The organism is Azospirillum brasilense, from assembly GCF_022023855.1.
GTDB lineage: Bacteria > Pseudomonadota > Alphaproteobacteria > Azospirillales > Azospirillaceae > Azospirillum > Azospirillum brasilense_F.
The window spans coordinates 363,366-379,415 of record NZ_CP059450.1 but is presented as its reverse complement, the minus strand read 5'-3'; the positions used below and the strand labels follow the sequence as shown (position 1 = coordinate 379,415).

Annotated in this window: 16 protein-coding genes; 5 read left to right on the top strand and 11 right to left on the bottom strand. The window is 70.9% G+C overall.

The features are described 5' to 3' along the window. The first annotated feature begins 24 nt into the window (after positions 1 to 24). Positions 25 to 777 (top strand): 2-keto-4-pentenoate hydratase, encoded by a 753-nt coding sequence (locus tag H1Q64_RS15090; RefSeq protein ID WP_237905992.1) that lies wholly within the window; start codon positions 25 to 27, stop codon positions 775 to 777. A gap of 39 nt (positions 778 to 816) precedes the next feature. On the opposite strand, the gene edd is transcribed toward H1Q64_RS15090, so the two are convergent. Both edd and H1Q64_RS15080 read right to left on the bottom strand, forming a co-directional pair. Next, a complete protein-coding gene (gene edd / locus H1Q64_RS15085) occupies positions 817 to 2,616 on the bottom strand; it encodes a phosphogluconate dehydratase (protein ID WP_237905991.1) in 1,800 nt (599 codons plus the stop codon). Positions 2,617 to 2,644: 28 nt separating this feature from the next. After that, the gene (locus tag H1Q64_RS15080) at positions 2,645 to 3,196 is read right to left on the bottom strand and encodes a gluconokinase (protein ID WP_237905990.1); all 552 of its coding nucleotides are present in this window, start codon (positions 3,194 to 3,196) and stop codon (positions 2,645 to 2,647) included. 118 nt (positions 3,197 to 3,314) lie between these two features. Here H1Q64_RS15080 and H1Q64_RS15075 point away from each other — a divergent pair, with 118 nt between their 5' ends. Together H1Q64_RS15075 and gndA are read left to right on the top strand one after the other, a co-directional pair. After that, positions 3,315 to 4,373, top strand: a complete 1,059-nt coding sequence (locus H1Q64_RS15075) for a LacI family DNA-binding transcriptional regulator (protein ID WP_237905989.1) — start codon at positions 3,315 to 3,317, stop codon at positions 4,371 to 4,373. 64 nt (positions 4,374 to 4,437) lie between these two features. Beyond that, positions 4,438 to 5,880 (top strand): NADP-dependent phosphogluconate dehydrogenase, encoded by a 1,443-nt coding sequence (gene gndA, locus H1Q64_RS15070; protein ID WP_237905988.1) that lies wholly within the window; start codon positions 4,438 to 4,440, stop codon positions 5,878 to 5,880. 113 nt (positions 5,881 to 5,993) lie between these two features. Here gndA and H1Q64_RS15065 read toward each other — a convergent pair whose 3' ends face one another. The 3 genes from H1Q64_RS15065 to H1Q64_RS15055 form a co-directional block, all read right to left on the bottom strand. After that, entirely contained in the window at positions 5,994 to 6,794 is an 801-nt protein-coding gene (locus H1Q64_RS15065) for an oxepin-CoA hydrolase, alternative type (RefSeq protein ID WP_237905987.1), read from the bottom strand. Next, the gene (locus H1Q64_RS15060) at positions 6,791 to 7,222 is read right to left on the bottom strand and encodes a PaaI family thioesterase (protein ID WP_237905986.1); all 432 of its coding nucleotides are present in this window, start codon (positions 7,220 to 7,222) and stop codon (positions 6,791 to 6,793) included. The genes H1Q64_RS15065 and H1Q64_RS15060 overlap by 4 nt, the downstream gene beginning before the upstream one ends. A 74-nt stretch (positions 7,223 to 7,296) precedes the next feature. Further along, positions 7,297 to 8,277, bottom strand: a complete 981-nt coding sequence (locus H1Q64_RS15055; protein WP_237905985.1) for a S1C family serine protease — start codon at positions 8,275 to 8,277, stop codon at positions 7,297 to 7,299. Between the two features lie 212 nt (positions 8,278 to 8,489). Here H1Q64_RS15055 and lysM point away from each other — a divergent pair, with 212 nt between their 5' ends. Continuing rightward, positions 8,490 to 8,975 carry a peptidoglycan-binding protein LysM gene (lysM, locus tag H1Q64_RS15050; protein WP_237906510.1) on the top strand — a complete coding sequence of 162 codons (486 nt, stop codon included), beginning with the start codon at positions 8,490 to 8,492 and terminating at the stop codon, positions 8,973 to 8,975. Positions 8,976 to 9,138: 163 nt separating this feature from the next. Further along, on the top strand, positions 9,139 to 10,026 hold the full coding sequence (locus H1Q64_RS15045) for a hypothetical protein (protein WP_237905984.1): 888 nt from the start codon (positions 9,139 to 9,141) through the stop codon (positions 10,024 to 10,026). 48 nt (positions 10,027 to 10,074) lie between these two features. Here H1Q64_RS15045 and H1Q64_RS15040 read toward each other — a convergent pair whose 3' ends face one another. The 6 genes from H1Q64_RS15040 to H1Q64_RS15015 all read right to left on the bottom strand — a co-directional run bounded on the left by H1Q64_RS15040 (position 10,075) and on the right by H1Q64_RS15015 (position 15,921). After that, positions 10,075 to 10,830 (bottom strand): ABC transporter permease, encoded by a 756-nt coding sequence (locus tag H1Q64_RS15040; RefSeq protein WP_419468855.1) that lies wholly within the window; start codon positions 10,828 to 10,830, stop codon positions 10,075 to 10,077. Further along, entirely contained in the window at positions 10,824 to 11,762 is a 939-nt protein-coding gene (locus H1Q64_RS15035) for an ABC transporter ATP-binding protein (RefSeq protein ID WP_237905983.1), read from the bottom strand. The genes H1Q64_RS15040 and H1Q64_RS15035 overlap by 7 nt, the downstream gene beginning before the upstream one ends. Then, positions 11,759 to 12,931 (bottom strand): ABC transporter permease, encoded by a 1,173-nt coding sequence (locus H1Q64_RS15030; RefSeq protein WP_237905982.1) that lies wholly within the window; start codon positions 12,929 to 12,931, stop codon positions 11,759 to 11,761. Before H1Q64_RS15030 ends, H1Q64_RS15035 begins: the two co-directional genes overlap by 4 nt. Positions 12,932 to 12,948: 17 nt before the next feature. Then, the gene (locus H1Q64_RS15025) at positions 12,949 to 13,869 is read right to left on the bottom strand and encodes an ABC transporter substrate-binding protein (protein ID WP_237905981.1); all 921 of its coding nucleotides are present in this window, start codon (positions 13,867 to 13,869) and stop codon (positions 12,949 to 12,951) included. Positions 13,870 to 13,984: 115 nt separating this feature from the next. After that, positions 13,985 to 15,124, bottom strand: a complete 1,140-nt coding sequence (gene hemH / locus H1Q64_RS15020) for a ferrochelatase (RefSeq protein WP_237905980.1) — start codon at positions 15,122 to 15,124, stop codon at positions 13,985 to 13,987. A 68-nt stretch (positions 15,125 to 15,192) separates the two neighbouring features. Further along, complete coding sequence (locus H1Q64_RS15015; RefSeq protein ID WP_237905979.1) at positions 15,193 to 15,921, bottom strand: GntR family transcriptional regulator; 729 nt, start codon at positions 15,919 to 15,921, stop codon at positions 15,193 to 15,195. Positions 15,922 to 16,050: the final 129 nt, after the last annotated feature.

Sequence of the window (16,050 nt, the reverse complement as noted above, 5' to 3'; positions counted from 1 at the left end):
AAGAAAAGCGAAGGCCCGAAGATAATGAACGACTCCGCATTCAGCGATTCCGTTGACGCCCTGATCCAGGCGCGGAAAAGCCGCGACTGGCTGTCCGCCCTGCCGACCCGCCCCACCAGCGAGGCCGAGGCCTACGCCATCCAGGACGCCGTGGCCCGCCGCCTCGGCCCGGTGGTCGCCTGGAAGGTCGGCGCCCGCACCCCGGACACGGAGCCGTTCCGCGCCCCCATCCACGCCGACACGCTGTTCTTCGACACCACGACGCTTCCCGCCGCGGACTATCAGGTCATCGGCATGGAGGCGGAGATCGCCTACAAATTCGCCAAGGACCTGCCGCCCCGCACCGAGCCCTACAGCCGCGAAGAGGTCCTTGACGCTGTCGAGTCGGTCCATCCCGCCTTCGAGATCGTCGACACGCGCTTCGCCGGTTTCGGCTCGCAGGACTGGTTCAGCCACATGGCCGACCAGTTCAACCATGGCGCCCTGGTCGTCGGCCCGGCCATCGCCGACTGGCGCTCGCTGGAGCCGCTGAAGGAGCGGGTGGCCCTGGTCGTCGATGACGAGACGAAGGCCGATACGGTCGCCGGCAACTCGGCGGGCGAGCCGGTGCGGCTTCTGGTGTGGATGGCCAACACCGGCGCGGTAAGCCTGGGCGGCCTGAAGGCCGGCGACGTGGTGACCACCGGATCGCACGTCGGCACCGTCATGGTCCCGGCGGGCAGCACGTCGGTGGCCGTGTACGGGACGATGGGCACCTATGAGCTGACCGTGAAGTGATCGGCCTCCCCTCGCCCTTCGGGGCGAGGGGATTGCCCCTCACCCGAACACCGACGCCCCGGCCTCCGCGCTGCCGACCGCCCGGCGGAACACACCGAACAGCTCCCGCCCGCAGCCGACACCGGCATCCGCCGGCGCGTCCGCCAACGGGCGCGCGGTCCAATCCGCGTCGTCCACTAGCACCTCCAGCGTGCCGCGCTCGGTGTCCAGCCGCAGCATGTCGCCATCCCGCACCCGCCCCAGCGGACCGCCAGCCGCGGCCTCCGGCGTGACGTGGATCGCCGCTGGGACCTTGCCCGACGCCCCCGACATCCGGCCGTCCGTCACCAGAGCAACCCGGTAGCCGAGATCCTGAAGCACACCCAGCGGCGGCGTCAGCTTGTGCAGCTCCGGCATGCCGTTGGCCTTCGGTCCCTGGAAGCGCACCACCACGACCACGTCGCGGTGCAACTCGCCGCGGCGGAACGCCGCCTGCACCGATTCCTGGTCGGTGAAGACGCGGGCCGGCGCCTCGATCACACGATGGTCCGGCTTCACGGCGGAGACCTTCACCACCGCGCGGCCCAGAGGCCCGCTCAGCACGCGCAAGCCCCCCTCGGCCGCCATGGGCGATGCGACCGGCGCCAGCACGGCGGGATCGGCGCTCTCCCGGACCGCCGCGCCGCGCACCAGCTCACCCCCCTCCAGCCGCAGCGGGCGGCGGTAGGCGGCGATGCTGTCGTCCTCCCACACCGTGGCGGCGTCGCCGTGCAGCAGCCCGGCGTCGGCCAGTTCCCCGATCAGGAAGGCCATGCCGCCCGCCGCTTCGAAGTGGTTCACGTCGGCGCTGCCGTTCGGGTAGACGCGGGCGAGCAGCGGCACCACCGCCGACAGCTCGGCGAAGTCCTCCCAGGTCAGGGCGATCCCCGCCGCCGCCGCGATGGCCGGCAGATGCAGCGTGTGGTTGGTCGAGCCGCCGGTCGCCAGCAGCCCGACCACCGCGTTGACGACGGCGCGCTCGTCGACGATCTCGCCGATGGGCGTGCGCAGGGCGATCACCCGCCGCGCCGCCGCGTCGGTCAGCGCGTCGCGCAGCGCCGTGCCGGGGTTGGCGAAGCTCGATCCCGGAAGATGCAGCCCCATCATCTCGACCAGCATCTGGTTCGAGTTGGCGGTGCCGTAGAAGGTGCAGGTGCCCGGCGCGTGGTAGGACGCGGCCTCCGCCTCCAGCAGCGCCTCCTTGTCCAGCTTGCCCTCCGCGTATTGCTGGCGGATGCGCCCCTTCTCCTTGTTGGGCAGGCCGGAGGGCATCGGCCCGGCGGGCACGAAGACGGTGGGCAGATGGCCGAACGCCAGCGCGCCGATCAGCAGTCCCGGAACGATCTTGTCGCAGACGCCGAGGCACAGCACCCCGTCGAAGGTGCCGTGCGACAGGGCGACCGCCGTCCCCATGGCGATCACCTCGCGGGAGAACAGCGACAGCTCCATCCCCGGCTCGCCCTGGGTGATACCGTCGCACATGGCCGGGACGCCGCCCGCCACCTGCGCCACGCCGCCCGCCGCACGCACCGCCGCCTTGAGCCGCTCCGGATAGTCGCCGTAGGGTTGATGGGCGGACAGCATGTCGTTGTAAGAGGTGACGATGCCGATGGCCGGCATGGAGCCGCCGCGCAGCGCCGCCTTGTCCTCCGCCGCGGTGCAGCCGGCGAAGCCGTGCGCCCGGTTGGCGCAGCCCAGCGCCAGACGGCGCGGCCCCTGCGCCACGGCGGCGCGCAGACGCTCCAGATAGGTGGCACGGGTGGCGCGGCTGCGCTCCCGGATGCGGCGGGTGACGGCGTCGAGGACGGGATGAAGACTCATGGCGCGGTCCTTCCAGACGGCGGATTGTTCAGGCGGCGAGAGCGATCCGGGAGGAGACGCGGGCGGCGATCTCGGCCGGGCTGGCGTCGATGTCGCAGACGATGCCGAGTTCTCCGGCCTCCAGCGGCTCCAGAGCGGCGAACTGGCTGTCGAGCAGGGTGGTCGGCATGAAATGACCGGCGCGCAGCGCCATGCGGGCGTGGATGGTGTCCCGGCTGCCGTCGAGATGAACGAACAGAACGCGCGTCCCGCCGGCGCTCAGCCGGTCGCGGTAGCGCCGCTTCAGCGCGGAGCAGGACACCACGATCGGCGCCTTCGCCTCCCGCGCCAGCGCGATGTGGGCGGCGATGGTGTCCAGCCAGCCCCAGCGGTCCTCGTCCTGAAGCGGGATGCCGGCGGACATCTTCGCGATGTTCTCCGGCGGGTGGAAGCCGTCGCCCTCCAGGAACTGCCAGCCGAGCCGCCGGGCCAGTTCCTCTCCTACCGAGGTCTTGCCGCAGCCCGCCACGCCCATCACCACGATCGCGTCCACGGCCCCGCTTATGTTAGCGGTAACATCGGGAGACGGAAGAGCGCTCATGCCGGTCGGTCCTCGAAACAAAATGGCTGGGGAGAGATGCGCATGTTACCGCTAACAAACGAGGCTTGTAAAGCCCATTCCAGCGCGGGATAATGGCCGCCGGACAACTGGAACGCTGATGACCGCCACCCCCCGCAAACCCCGATCCTCGCGCAGCGGGCGCGCCACCATGGCCGACGTCGCCGCCGCCGCCGGGGTCAGCGCCATGACCGTGTCCCGCGCCCTGCGCCGGCCCGACACGGTCAGCGAGGAGGTGCGCGCACGCGTCGAGGAGGCGAGCCGCCGCCTGGGCTTCGTGCCCAGCCGCGTGGCATCGGCACTGGCCTCGGCGCGGACGATGACGGTGGCGGTGCTGATCCCCTCGCTGACCAACGCCGTCTTCATCGACCTGCTGGCCGGCGTACAGGAGACGCTGAGCCCGCAAGGCTACCAGCCGCTTGTCGGCATCACCGGCTACGGCCCGGAGGCGGAGGAGCGCGTCCTGCGCACGCAGCTCGCCCACGATCCGGACGGGGTGATCCTGAGCGGGCTCGACCACACGCCAGGCACCTGGGATTTGCTGCGCGGCCTCACGATCCCGGTCGTCCACACCATGGATCTGATGGCCGAAGGTGGGCACGGCGACTGTCCGGTGCAGACGGTCGGCTTCTCGCAGTTCGACGCCGGCTACGCCGTCGGCGCGCATCTGGCCGCGCGGGGGCGGCAGCGGATCGGGTTGATCGCCGGGCAGCTCGACCCGCGGACGCGCCTGCGCTGCGACGGCTGGCGGCAGGCGCTGCGCGACGCCGGACGGCACGACCCCGCCTTGGAACTGATGGTGCCGGACGCCACCTCGGTCGCGCTGGGCGCGGAGTTGCTGGAACGCGCGCTGGCCACCCACCCCGACACCGACGCGCTGTTCCTGTGCAACGACGATCTGGCGCAGGGCGCGCTGTTCCAATGCGCGCGGCTCGGCGTCCCGGTGCCGGAGCGGCTGGCCGTCGCCGGCTTCAACGATCTGGCGGGAGCGGCCTGGACCGTCCCGCCGCTGACCACCGTCGCCACCCCCCGCCGCGCCATCGGCGTGGAGGCGGCCCGCCTGCTGATCGCGGGCATGGCGGACCGGGCGCCGAAAAGCCGGGAAAATCCGCGCCGCGTGGATCTGGGCTTTCGCCTGATGGTGCGCGAGACCACTTGAGAGACCGCAGCCGACCCCCGCGCCGCGGGGTTTCATCAAAGAGAATGTACGGGAGTTCGTCGTAATGGTGCAGGGCAACTCGACCAGGACCGGGGCGGAAACCACCGCCGTCGGCTCGGCCGACATCGCCGTCCTCGGCCTGGGCGTGATGGGGCGCAACCTCGCCGCCAATCTGGCCGACCACGGGGCCGTGGTGGCGGGCTACGACCTGGACGAGGGGCGCCGCGGCGCCTTCGCCGCCCAGGTGGGCAACGCCATCCCCTGCGCGTCGGTGGAGGAACTGCTGGGCGCGCTCAAAGCGCCGCGGACGATCCTGATGATGGTGCCCGCCGGCGCCCCGGTGGACGAGCTGACGGCCGCCCTGCTGCCCCGCCTGTCGCCGGGCGACGTGCTGATCGATGGCGGCAATTCCCACTTCCGCGACACCAACCGCCGCGCGGCGCTCGCCGCCGCGGCGGGCGTGCGCTTCGTCGGGCTGGGCGTGTCGGGTGGCGAGGAGGGGGCGCGGCGCGGTCCCGCCCTGATGGCCGGCGGCGACGCCGAGGCGCTGGCCCCCGTCGCCCCGCTGCTGGCCGCCATCGCGGCCCGCGCCCCGGACGGCGAGTCCTGCTTCGCCCGCGTCGGGCCGGAGGGGGCGGGCCATTTCGTCAAGATGATCCACAACGGCATCGAATACGCCGACATGCAGCTCATCGCCGAGGCGTATCATCTTCTGCGCGAGATCGGCGGCTGCTCCTACGAGCGTCTGGCGGATATCTTCGCGGAGTGGAACGGCGGGGAGCTGGCCTCCTACCTGATGGAGATCACCACCGACATTCTGCGCACCAAGGACGGCGAGACCGGCGCCCCGATCCTGGAGGTCATCCGCGACGCCGCCGGCCAGAAGGGCACCGGCCATTGGGCGGCCACCACCGCGCTGGAGCTGGGCATGCCCGCCCCGACCATCGCCGAGGCGGTGCACGCCCGCTGCCTGTCCGCCCTGAAGGACGAGCGCGTGCGCGCCGCCGAGGCGCTGGCCATCCCGCACGCTCCCTCCACGGAGGATCTGGTCGCGTCGGTCGGCGACGCCCTGCTCAGCGGGCGGATCGCGGTCTACGCCCAGGGCTTCGCGGTGATCGCGGCGGGCAGCCGTCAGTTCGGCTGGGACGTCGATCTGGCGGCGGTGGCGCGCATCTGGCGCGGCGGCTGCATCATCCGCGCCCGCCTGCTCGACCGCATCCTGACCGCGCTGAACCGTGCGCCGGAACTGCCGAACCTGATGCTGGACCCCGACATCGCCGGCCTGATGACCCGCAGCGACGCCGGCTTCCGCCGCGTGGTGGCCGCCGCGACGCTGGCCGCGGTGCCGGTTCCGGCGATGGCCTCGGCGCTGTCCTACTGGGACGGCTACCGCAGCGGCCGGCTGTGGGCCAACATGATCCAGGCCCAGCGCGACTATTTCGGCGCCCACGGCTATGAGCGCACCGACCGTCCGGGCATGGTCCACACAGAGTGGAAGGGGGCCTGACGCCGCGGCACGGACCCCCACCCCGGCCCTCCCCCGCTGGGCGGGGGAGGGAGTCTAGTCCCCTCCCCTGCGCAGCGGGGGAGGGTCAGGGAGGGGGCCCCTTATGCGACCATTCACCCCTTCGGAAACACCGGCGCCCGCTTCTCGAAGAAGGCCGTCACGCCCTCCCCGGCCTCGTCGTTGAACAGCGACTCCACGAAGGCATCGCGTTCGCGGTCGAGCTGTTCCGCCAGCCCGCCGTAAGCCACCTCCAGCAGCCCCTTGGCGCGGCCCAGCGCCGCCGTCGGGCCGTCGGCCAGCCGCTCCGCCCAGGCGGTCGCATCGGCCAGCGCGCCGCCGGGGGCGGTCAGCCGGTTGATCATGCCGAGCTGCGCCAGACGCGGCGCCGCCACGCGTCCGCCCTCGAACAGGATCTCGGCGGCGAGCTGCGGCGGCAGCGCGCGGGCCAGCGACGCCGTGCCGCCGCCGTCCGACGTCAGCGCGACCTTGATGTAGGACAGGGTGAAGACCGCGTCCTCCGCCGCGACGATCAGGTCGCAGGCCAGCGCCAGCGGGAAGCCCGCCCCGCCCGCCGGCCCCTCGACCGCGGCGATCACCGGCTTGGGGCAGGCGCGCAGGCTGCGGATCATGGCGTGGAAGCTCTCCACCCCCGCCCGCACCGACTCGCGGTCGCCGCCGCGCGCCTCCTTCAGCCATTTCAGATTGCCGCCGGAGCAGAAGGCCCCCTCGGCGCCGGTCAGCACCACCGCCCCGACGCTCGCGTCCGCCGCCGCCGCGTCGAAGGCCGCGCGGGCCGCCTCCATCAGCGCCGGGCCGATCGAGTTGCGGGTGGCCGGGTCGTTGATGGTCAGGCGCAGGACACGGCCGTCCTGCGCGATGTCCAAGCCAGTCTTCTTATCGTTCGTGTTGGTCATCGGGGCGTTCCCTCCGGATTTTCGCTTCCGGGGGCATATTTGAACATTCCCTCGGCGGACGCCAGAAGCGCGCCGTCGTTCTTGCGCCGCACCTCGCCCCGGCAGCCGACGATCTTGCGTCCGCCGCCCAGCAGCGTACCGCGGGCCACCACCGTGCCCTCTGCCACGGCACCCAGGAAGCTGGACGACAGCGACAGCGTGACCACCCGGCGGGAATGGCCGGGCACCGCGCAGTGGGTCGCCGCGAATCCCATGACGGTATCGAGCAGGGTCATCAGCGCACCGCCATGGAGGACGCCGCCCCGGTTGCGGTGCTGCGGAGCGATGGTCAACTCCACCTCCGCCACGCCTTCCTCCCAGCGCACCAGCGTGTAGCCGAGCAGGTTCTGAAAGCCGGAGGCCGGTTCCCCCTTCATCAAGTCGTCCATAAAAGCGCTCTCCAACCCGTCTTCTTGGTTCTGAGGCGCCAGTGTCGCACAAAATCGCCGCAAGAACGGGCGTGTCAGTGCCGCCGCGCCGCCTTCAGAAAGCGCTCGCGGTCGCTGGAGCCGACGCGCATGTCGAACACGTCGCCCTCCCGCTCCATGGTCAGCGGCACGTCCACCCCCGCCGGGCCGAGATTCCACAGGGCGCGGTAGAAGTCGGCCAGAGAGCCCACCGGCTGCCCGGCCACCGCGCGCACCACGTCGCCGGCCCGCAGCTCCGCCCGCTGCGCCGGCCCGTCGCCGGCCAGCCCGACCAGCACCACCCGCTCCCGCTCGTCCTGCGTGGCGTAGAGGCCGAGCCAAGGGCGCGGCGGGCCGGCAACCTTTCCGCGGGTCATCAGGTCGTCCAGGATCGGCTTCAGCAGGTCGATCGGCACGTTCATGTTCAGCGGCAGGACGCGCTCCTCCGGCGCCCGGTACTGGAGCTGGAGTGAACCGATGCCCAGCAGCTCGCCCCCCGCGCCCAGCATCGCCGTGCCGCCCCAGTTCGGATGCGCCGGCAGGGTGAACAGAGCGTCGTCGATCATGTATTCCCAGTAACCGGCGAACTCCTGCCGGGCGACCACCCGCGCGGTGATGGATCGTTCGCGCCCGCCGGCCCCGGCCACCACCACCGGGTCGCCCAACTGCACATGGCGCGACGAGCCGAGCATCAGCGCCGGCACGCCCAGCGGCGACAGCGCCTGCACCAGCCCGAATCCGCTGGTGTGGTCGTAGGCGACGACATGCGCCTGCACCGCCCGTCCATCGTTGGTGGTCAGCCAGACATCCTCAGCCTCCGCGATCAGATAGCCGATGGTCAGGACCAGCCCATCCTCGCGGATGACGGCGCCCTGCCCGGCGCGCTCCGTGCCCAGCACGCCGGCGGTGTAGGCATCTTCGGGAACGCTGGCCCGCAGCCCGACCACGGCGGACAGCGCCCGGTCCAGATCATAGGCCAGATCATCCGGGTCGGGCTGGAATTGCGGCGGAATCCGCCAATCGTCGGACGGGTTCATCGGCGGCTCCTTTGCGCAGGGGGCGGTATGATCCTCTCCCCTTTCGGCGTGATTCTCTATGACGTTATCTGGGCTCCATGGCCTTATTTGGGAAGTCGAACGCACCTGCTAAGCCCGGCGTTCCTACCCCCCTCCTCCGCGCGTGAAACCAGCGAGCCGCAGCGATGTTGTCCGGGATCGCTTCACCAAGGCGACAACCGAGGGAGGACATGATGGGCCTGTTCGATTTCTTCCGCCGCGACCATGGCGAAAAGGTCGGTGCCGCGGACACCCCGACCGCCGACGAGCTGAAATCCCACCTGACGCAGGTCGGCCTGCCGACCAACGGGCTGGACATCCAGGTCGCCGACGACACGGTGACCGTGCGCGGCAGCGCCGCCTCTCAGGAGGAGAAGGAGAAGATCGCGGTAGCGCTCGGCAACGTGAAGGGCGTGTCGCGGGTGGACGACCAGACCGCCGTCATCGCCAAGGACCAAGGCGCGGGCGGCCCGGACCAGCCGACCGTGCCGCCGACCGAGCAACCGGCCAGCCAGACCCGGTTCCACACGGTGGAGAAGGGCGACACCCTGTCCGCCATCGCCAAGAAGGTCTACGGCGACCCCAACCGCTACAATGCCATCTTCGAGGCGAACAAGCCGATGCTGAAGGACCCGAACAAAATCTATCCCGGTCAGGTCCTGCGCATCCCGCCACAGTGACGCGGTACCGTCCCGCGGCGAGGGGAAGCGACCCCGCCGCGGGATCGGTCCGCAAAGGTGCAGATCGCGCCGGAGTCTCCCGTCATTCCGACCGATCTCGAATTGCTCCGCCCAAGCCGCTTCGGCAGGCTTCCCGCCACTAACCGGCAGGGAGGAGCAGGCTATGAAGATCATCGGATACCCGGACGAACTCATTCCGCGCGTGGCGACGGCCAGCCTGGGGACGTACCGGACCCGGCAGGAATGCGCGGATCTGCTGGCCGGGATGGCTGACGCGGAGAAGGCGTTCAACTCGATCACGTGGCACAAGGTGATGCTGCTCGCCCTCACCAAGCCTGAGCCGTTGGACGAGGACACCATCCACGTCTATGAAAGCGAGGTGGACAACGCCATCGCCCGCGTGTTCCGCAAGATGAAGATGCTCAACACGCTGGCAGCCGCAGCCTCCAAGGATCTCGGCGCCCTGGCGAAGGCGAACCCGAAGGACGCGGTGGCGAAAAGGGCCCTGGCCGCTACCAAGGCGGTGCCGGGCGTCACGGCAAAGCTGGTGAAGTCCCTCGAGGACGCCATCGACAAGGACCACAAGGACATCAAGACCCGCTTGGCCAAGGACGAGGCGGCCCATGAAAAGCAGCGCAAGGCCGCTGCAAAGGCGGCGCAGCAAACCAATGGCGGCCAATTCGTGAACCCCTTCGAAGGCAAGGACATCGACGACATCCTGAAAAGCAGCAAGCTGACGCTTCTGCTGCACGCCTACGCCAAAACGGAGCAAACCGACGAGAACGTCGAGTTCCTGTCGATCACGCGCAAGGGCGTCGACCAGCGGGGCGCGCTGAAGCTCTACAACCTGTTCATCGACCCGAACGGCGCGAAAAGCCTGAACATCACGGGCCAGCAGCGCACCGATTTCTCCAATGGGATCGGCAACGGTGCCTATGTGGGCGTCCTGAAGGACATCCAGACCCATATTCGGATCGTCGTCAGTGGGAACACTCTGACGCGGGCGCAGGCCCTCGATGAGCCGGCCCTGCGCAAGCTCGGCTACAAGTGATGCCAACCGGCGCTGCCCTTCAGGCGACCTTCCTTCGAGGAACCTCCTTCAGGCAGCGCCGGGCCTCCAGCGGGTCAGCCGCGCCGCCAGCCGATCGAAGCCGGCATCCAGCACCACCGCCAGGGCGGCCACGATCACCGCGCCCTGGATGACGTAGGCGGGGTTGGAGCCGTTCAGCCCGACGATGATCGGCAGGCCGAGCGTCTTCGCCCCGACCGTGGAGGCGATGGCCGCCGTGCCGAGATTGACGACCGCCGTTGTCCGTACCCCGGCCAGGATCACCGGGGCGGCCAGCGGCAGTTCCACCCGCCACAGCAGCGCGCCCGGCCCCATGCCCATGCCGCGCGCCGCCTCGCGCACCGGCTCCGGCACCGATTCCAGGCCGGCCACCGTGTTCTCCACGATGGGCAGCAGCCCATAGAGCGTCAGCGCGATCAGCGCCGGGGCCGGGCCGAAGCCGAGGACAGGGACCGAGACGGCCAGCACCGCCACCGGCGGGAAGGTCTGGCCCATCGCCGCCACCGCGTCCAGGACGCCGCGGAACTCCCGACCGAAGGGTCGGGTCACCGCGATGCCCGCCGCCCCGCCGAGCAGCACCGCGATCAGGCTCGCCCCGCCGGCCAGAGCCAGATGGTCCAGCGTCAGGGCCAGGAAACCGTCCGCCTCGTAGAGCGGCCGGTCGAGCGCCGGGAAGGCGGCGGCGAACAGCGGCTTCAGCGCCGGCATCCCCAGCACCAGCGCCGCCAGGACGAGCAGGCCCAGCGCCAGCCGGTCGGTCAGCAGGCTCCGCAGGCGGCTCACGATCGGGTCGGTCCGCGCAGCAGGTCGGCAAGGTGCAGCACGCCCATAGGGCGCCCCCGCCCGTCCGCCACGGAAAGCCGGTCGGTCCCGCGCGCCACCATCTCGGCCAGCGCCTGACGCAGCGACGCCCCCGCCGCCAGGGGATCGCCCGGCGCCGTTTCACCGGGGCGCGTCCGCTCCGCCACCGTCTCCACAGCCAGCCGCTTCAGCCCCCAATCCTCGCGCCCCACCAGATCGCGCACACGGTCGTCCGCGGGATCGGTCAGGATGTCGAGCGGCGTGCCGGTCTGCACCAGCCGCCCGCGGTCCAGCACGGCGATCCGGCTGGCCAGAGCCAGCGCCTCGTCCATGTCGTGGGTGACGAAGACGATGGTGGTCCCGGTCGCCTTGTGGATCGCCGCCATCTCCGCCTGCAAGGCGCCGCGGGTGATCGGGTCGAGCGCGCTGAACGGCTCGTCCATCAGCAGGATGTGCGGCTCCGCCGCCAGCGCGCGGGCGACGCCGACGCGCTGCTGCTGCCCGCCGGACAGTTCGTGCGGGTAGGCGCCGCGGTAACGCTCCGGGTCGAGGTTCAACAGGGCGAGGAGTTCCGTCACCCGGTTGCGCACCCGCGCCCTGGGCCAGCCGAGCAGGACCGGCACGGCGGCAATGTTGCGCTCCACCGTCCAGTGGGGGAACAGCCCGATGCTCTGGATCACGTAACCCATGCGGCGGCGGAGCGCCTCCGGCTTCAGGCGGGCGATGTCCTCCCCCTCCACCCGGATGGTCCCGGCGTCGGGGGCAATTAGCCGGTTCATCATCCGCAGAACCGTGGACTTGCCGGAGCCGGACGGCCCGATCAGCACGCGGAACTCCCCGGCCGCCACGGTCAGCGACAGGTCGTCCACGGCGGTCCAGGCGCCGAACCGCTTGGTCACTCCCTCGAAGGCGATCACGCCGCCGTCCTCCCGAGTCGCGACAGCGCCAGCGCCGAGGCCAGCTTCAGCGCCGCGTCGGCGGCGACCGCCAGCAGGATCACCGGCACCGCCCCCAGCAGCACGAGGTCCAGCGCGTTGGCGAACAGCCCCTGGAACATGATGGCCCCCAGCCCACCCGCCCCGATCAGCGCCGCCACGGCGGCCAGCCCGACCGCCTGGACCAGGGTGATCCGCAGCCCGGCCAGGAACACCGGCAGGGCCAGCGGCGCCTCGACCCGCCAGAAGATCTGGCTCGGCGTCATGCCGATGCCGCGCGCCGCCTCCCGCACCGGCTCCGGCACGCCGGCCAGCCCGGCGGCGGTGTTGCGCGCGATGGGCAACAGCGAATAGAGCGTCAGCGCGATCACCGCCGGCACCGGCCCGACCCCGCCGATGCCCAGCCCCGGAAAGGCGGCGGCCAGCGCCGACAGCGGGGCCAGCAGCAGCCCGAACAGGGCGATGGACGGGATCGTCTGCACGACGTTCAGCACCGGGAAGACCAGCCGCCCCACCGCGGCGGAGCGCTGCGCCGCGATTCCCAGCGGCACGCCGATCAGCAGGGTCGGCACCAGGGCCGCCGCGACCAGCGCGGCGTGGCGCAGCACGGCCCCGGCGAAGACGTCCCGCTGGTTCGCGTATTCCTTCATGATCGAGAGCTGGTCGAGATGCCCGGCGGCGAACTGCCCGCCGATCAGCGCCGCCGCCAGCCCGCCCACGGCGACCCGCCCGGCGGGACCCAGCCCCAGCCGCCGCACGCCGTCGAGGACGGCGAGAAGCGCCGCCGCCTCCAGCACCCAGAAGCCCGCCCCGAAGGAGGTCCGCGCCGCCGGGCTGGCCGTCGCGGCGAGCAGGGCGGCGTGCTGCCCGGCCAGCCAGACCAGACCCGCCGCCGCCAGCACCCCAATCCCGACATACAGGGCATTCACCGCCCGGCCCGGTCGCAGGAACGGCACAGCCAGCAGCAGGGCGACCGGCAGCAGCGCCACCCCGCTCCACCCGGCCCCCGCCACCGCGCCCAGCGCAATGGCCTTTCCCGACAGCAGCCGGTTGGGGGCGAAGCCAAGGAACGGCAGAGCAAGCGCCGCCGCCACGGTCATGACGGCGAGCAGCAGGGCGACGCGGTTGTGGATCGGACGGACGCGGGTCATCCCGTCGGTTCAGGCCGTCAGTTCAGGAAGCCTTTCGACTTCAGATAGGTCGTGGCGACCGCCCGCGGGTCCTGCCCTTCCACCGAAATCTTGGCGTTCAGCCCGCGCAGGGTCTCGGTGTCCAGGGACTTGAAGACCGGGTCGAGCAGGTCGCGGATCTTCGGATAAGCGTCCAGCACGCCGTCGCGGATGGTCGGGGCCGGGGCGTAGACCATCTGCGCGCTCTTGGTGTCCTTCATGACCACGAGGTCCAGGGCGGCGATGGCGCCGTCCGTGCCGTAGACCATGGCGGTGTTGACTCCGGAGGTGCCCTCGGCCGCCGCGCGGATGGTCGCCGCCGTGTCGCCGCCGGCCAGGACCAGGATCTGGTCGGGCTTCAGCGTGAAGCCATAGGATTTCTGGAAGGAGGGCAGCGCCGCCGGGCTTTCCACGAACTCCGCCGAGGCGGCGAGCTTGGCCGTGCCGCCAGCACCGACCCAGCGGGAGAAGTCCTCCATGGTGGCGAGGTTGTTGGGCGCCGCCACGTCGCGTCGCAGCGCGATGGCCCAGGTGTTGTTCGCCGGGGCCGGGGTCAGCCAGACGATGTTGTGTTTGTCCCGGTCGAGTTGCTTCACCGTCTCGTAGCCGGCGGCGGCGTTCTTCCAGGCCGGATCGCTGTCGAGGTTGAAGAAGAAGGCGCCGTTGCCGGTGTATTCCGGATAGACGTCGATCTCACCGGCCAGCAGAGCGCTGCGCACGATCCGGGTGGGGCCGAGCTGGATCTTGTTCTCCACCGGGATGCCGTTGGCCTCCAGCACCTGCAGGATCATCGTGCCGAGCAGGCCGCTCTCGGCGTCCAGCTTCGATCCGACACGGACCTTGTCCGCCGCCGCGGCGCTCCCCGCCGTCAGCAGCGCTCCCAGCGCCAGGGCGGCCACCGCCCGAACCACACGCCGCATCCCCCGCATCCTCCCAACCATCGTCCAATCTGTCCGTCCGCCAGCATGGGGAAGCCGGGCCGCCGCGACAACCCACCCTTTCCGCCTGTGCCGTCCTCCATTTTGGAGAAGGGGGTCACGCCGTGACGTGGTCCTCCGCGTCGCGGTCCGCCGGCGCCCCGGCGCCGTCCACCCAGCCGCCCAACTCGCGCTCCACGAGGTCGGCCAGGAAGATGACATGGTCGGGATGGTCGTTCAGGCAAGGAATGTAGGTGAAGCGCTCGCCACCCGCCGCCATGAAGGCGTCCTTCACCTGGAACTGGATCTCCTCCAGCGTCTCCACGCAGTCGGCGGAGAAGCCCGGCGCGATCACCGCGATCTTCGTCTTGCCGGAGCGGGCCAGCTCCTCGACCGTCTTGTCGGTGTAGGGCTTGAGCCACTCCGCCTTGCCGAAGCGCGACTGGAAGCTGTACTGCACGCGCCCCGGCTCCCAGCCCAGCCGCTCGGCCAGCAGGCGCGCGGTCTTCACGCAGAAGCAGTGGTAGGGGTCGCCGCGGTCGAGATAGGCCTTGGGCAGGCCGTGGAAGCTCGCCAGCAGGACGTCCGGCGTGTGGTCCAGCGCCGCGATGTGCCGCACCACCGAGCGGGCCAGCGCCTCGATGTAGCCCGGCTCGTCGTGGTAGGCGGGGACGGTGCGCACCGCCGGCTGCCAGCGCATGGTCATCAGCTGGCGGAAGGCCTGATCGTTGGCCGTGGCCGTCGTGGTCGCCGAATATTGCGGGTAGAGCGGGAACAGCAGGATGCGGTCGCAGCCCTGGTCCTTCAGCCGCTGGATCGCCGGACCGACCGCCGGCTGGCCGTAGCGCATGGCCCAGTCCACCACCACCGCTTCGCCGTGCCGCGCAGCCAGCGCCGCCGCGACGCCCTCCGCCTGGGCGCGGGTGACGGTCTTCAGCGGGCTTTCGTTGCGCTCCTCGTTCCAGATGCTTTTGTAGGCATGACCGCTCTTGCCCGGACGCACGGTCAGGATGATGCCGTTCAGCACCGGCCACCACACCGCCTTCGGCACCTCGATCACGCGGGGGTCCGACAGGAACTCCTTCAGATAGCGGCGCATCGACCAGTAGTCGGTCGCCTCCGGCGTTCCGAGATTCATCAGAAGCACACCGACGCGGCGCGCGGGAACCGGCGGATGGTCGGTGGGCTTGGGAATGGGCTGCATGATGTCGGTCACCTCGATGTCGCGGCGGGCAGCATAATAGCGGGCCGAACCCATCGGAAGCAGCCCTTTGTCCCTATGCGGTCGATAGGGCCGGGCTATCCTCCGACCGTTCGGACAGCGTCTTACGTCCGGTCCGCGAAAACGGATTTCAGATCGACCGCGCCGTCCGACCGCGCATCGAGGTCGAGCTGCCGTTCCACCTCGTCGAGATGCTCCATCATCAGCCGCATCGCCGCACCCGGCGGGCCGGACTCCAGCGCTTCGACGAACCGCCGGTGCTCGGTGGCGGAACAGGAGTGCGAGGACCGCCGCTCGAACGCCGCGATGGCGAGGCTGGAGCGGTCGATCAGATCGGCCAGGATGCCGGCCAGCGTGGCATTCCCGGCGAAGTCGGCCAGCAGTTGGTGAAACTGACCCGACAGGCGGATCAGCGCCATGCGGTCGCCGGCGCGGTCGGCCTCCTCCTCCCGCGCCAGGTGGGCGCGCAGCTTCGCCAACATCTCGTCCGGCAGGGGGCGGGGGTTGCGCTCCAGCGCCTCCACCACGGCGCGCTCGATCACCCGCCGGGCCTCGAACACTTCGCGCGCCTCCCGCGCGGTGGGTTTGGCGACGAAGGCGCCGCGGTTGGGAATCAGCGTCACCACGCGCCGCTGCGCCAGCAGAAGCAGCACCTTGCGCACCCGCTCCCGGCTGACGCCGAACACCTCGGCCAGGCTCTCCTCCGCCAGCTTGGTGCCGGGCGGCAGACGGCGGTCGGCGATGGCCTCGCCGATGCTGCGGACGATGCGGGTCTCCGCCCCCTCCCCCCGCCCGCGGACGGCGCGGCGGGGGGCGCTCAGGACAGTTTTCATGATGGCACGGGCGCTGTTCAATGTGTTGCCGCAGATTGTGCACAAAACGGACCAGCGGACAAACGCGACCACCGGGGGCTGCCCATGCATCGGGCACAGCCCACCCATGCACAATTTCGCGCCACAGCG

Bases quoted from the DNA above. Each gene is read 5' to 3' on its own strand.
- H1Q64_RS15045 (WP_237905984.1), top strand. From the start codon at position 9,139: ATGAAGATCATCGGATACCCGGACGAACTCATTCCGCGCGTGGCGACG.
- H1Q64_RS15065 (WP_237905987.1), bottom strand. From the start codon at position 6,794: ATGACCAACACGAACGATAAGAAGACTGGCTTGGACATCGCGCAGGAC.
- hemH (WP_237905980.1), bottom strand. From the start codon at position 15,124: ATGGGTTCGGCCCGCTATTATGCTGCCCGCCGCGACATCGAGGTGACC.
- H1Q64_RS15025 (WP_237905981.1), bottom strand. From the start codon at position 13,869: ATGCGGCGTGTGGTTCGGGCGGTGGCCGCCCTGGCGCTGGGAGCGCTG.
- gndA (WP_237905988.1), top strand. From the start codon at position 4,438: ATGGTGCAGGGCAACTCGACCAGGACCGGGGCGGAAACCACCGCCGTC.
- H1Q64_RS15055 (WP_237905985.1), bottom strand. From the start codon at position 8,277: ATGAACCCGTCCGACGATTGGCGGATTCCGCCGCAATTCCAGCCCGAC.
- H1Q64_RS15030 (WP_237905982.1), bottom strand. From the start codon at position 12,931: ATGACCCGCGTCCGTCCGATCCACAACCGCGTCGCCCTGCTGCTCGCC.
- lysM (WP_237906510.1), top strand. From the start codon at position 8,490: ATGGGCCTGTTCGATTTCTTCCGCCGCGACCATGGCGAAAAGGTCGGT.
- H1Q64_RS15075 (WP_237905989.1), top strand. From the start codon at position 3,315: ATGACCGCCACCCCCCGCAAACCCCGATCCTCGCGCAGCGGGCGCGCC.
- edd (WP_237905991.1), bottom strand. From the start codon at position 2,616: ATGAGTCTTCATCCCGTCCTCGACGCCGTCACCCGCCGCATCCGGGAG.
- H1Q64_RS15090 (WP_237905992.1), top strand. From the start codon at position 25: ATGAACGACTCCGCATTCAGCGATTCCGTTGACGCCCTGATCCAGGCG.
- H1Q64_RS15080 (WP_237905990.1), bottom strand. From the start codon at position 3,196: ATGAGCGCTCTTCCGTCTCCCGATGTTACCGCTAACATAAGCGGGGCC.
- H1Q64_RS15015 (WP_237905979.1), bottom strand. From the start codon at position 15,921: ATGAAAACTGTCCTGAGCGCCCCCCGCCGCGCCGTCCGCGGGCGGGGG.
- H1Q64_RS15060 (WP_237905986.1), bottom strand. From the start codon at position 7,222: ATGGACGACTTGATGAAGGGGGAACCGGCCTCCGGCTTTCAGAACCTG.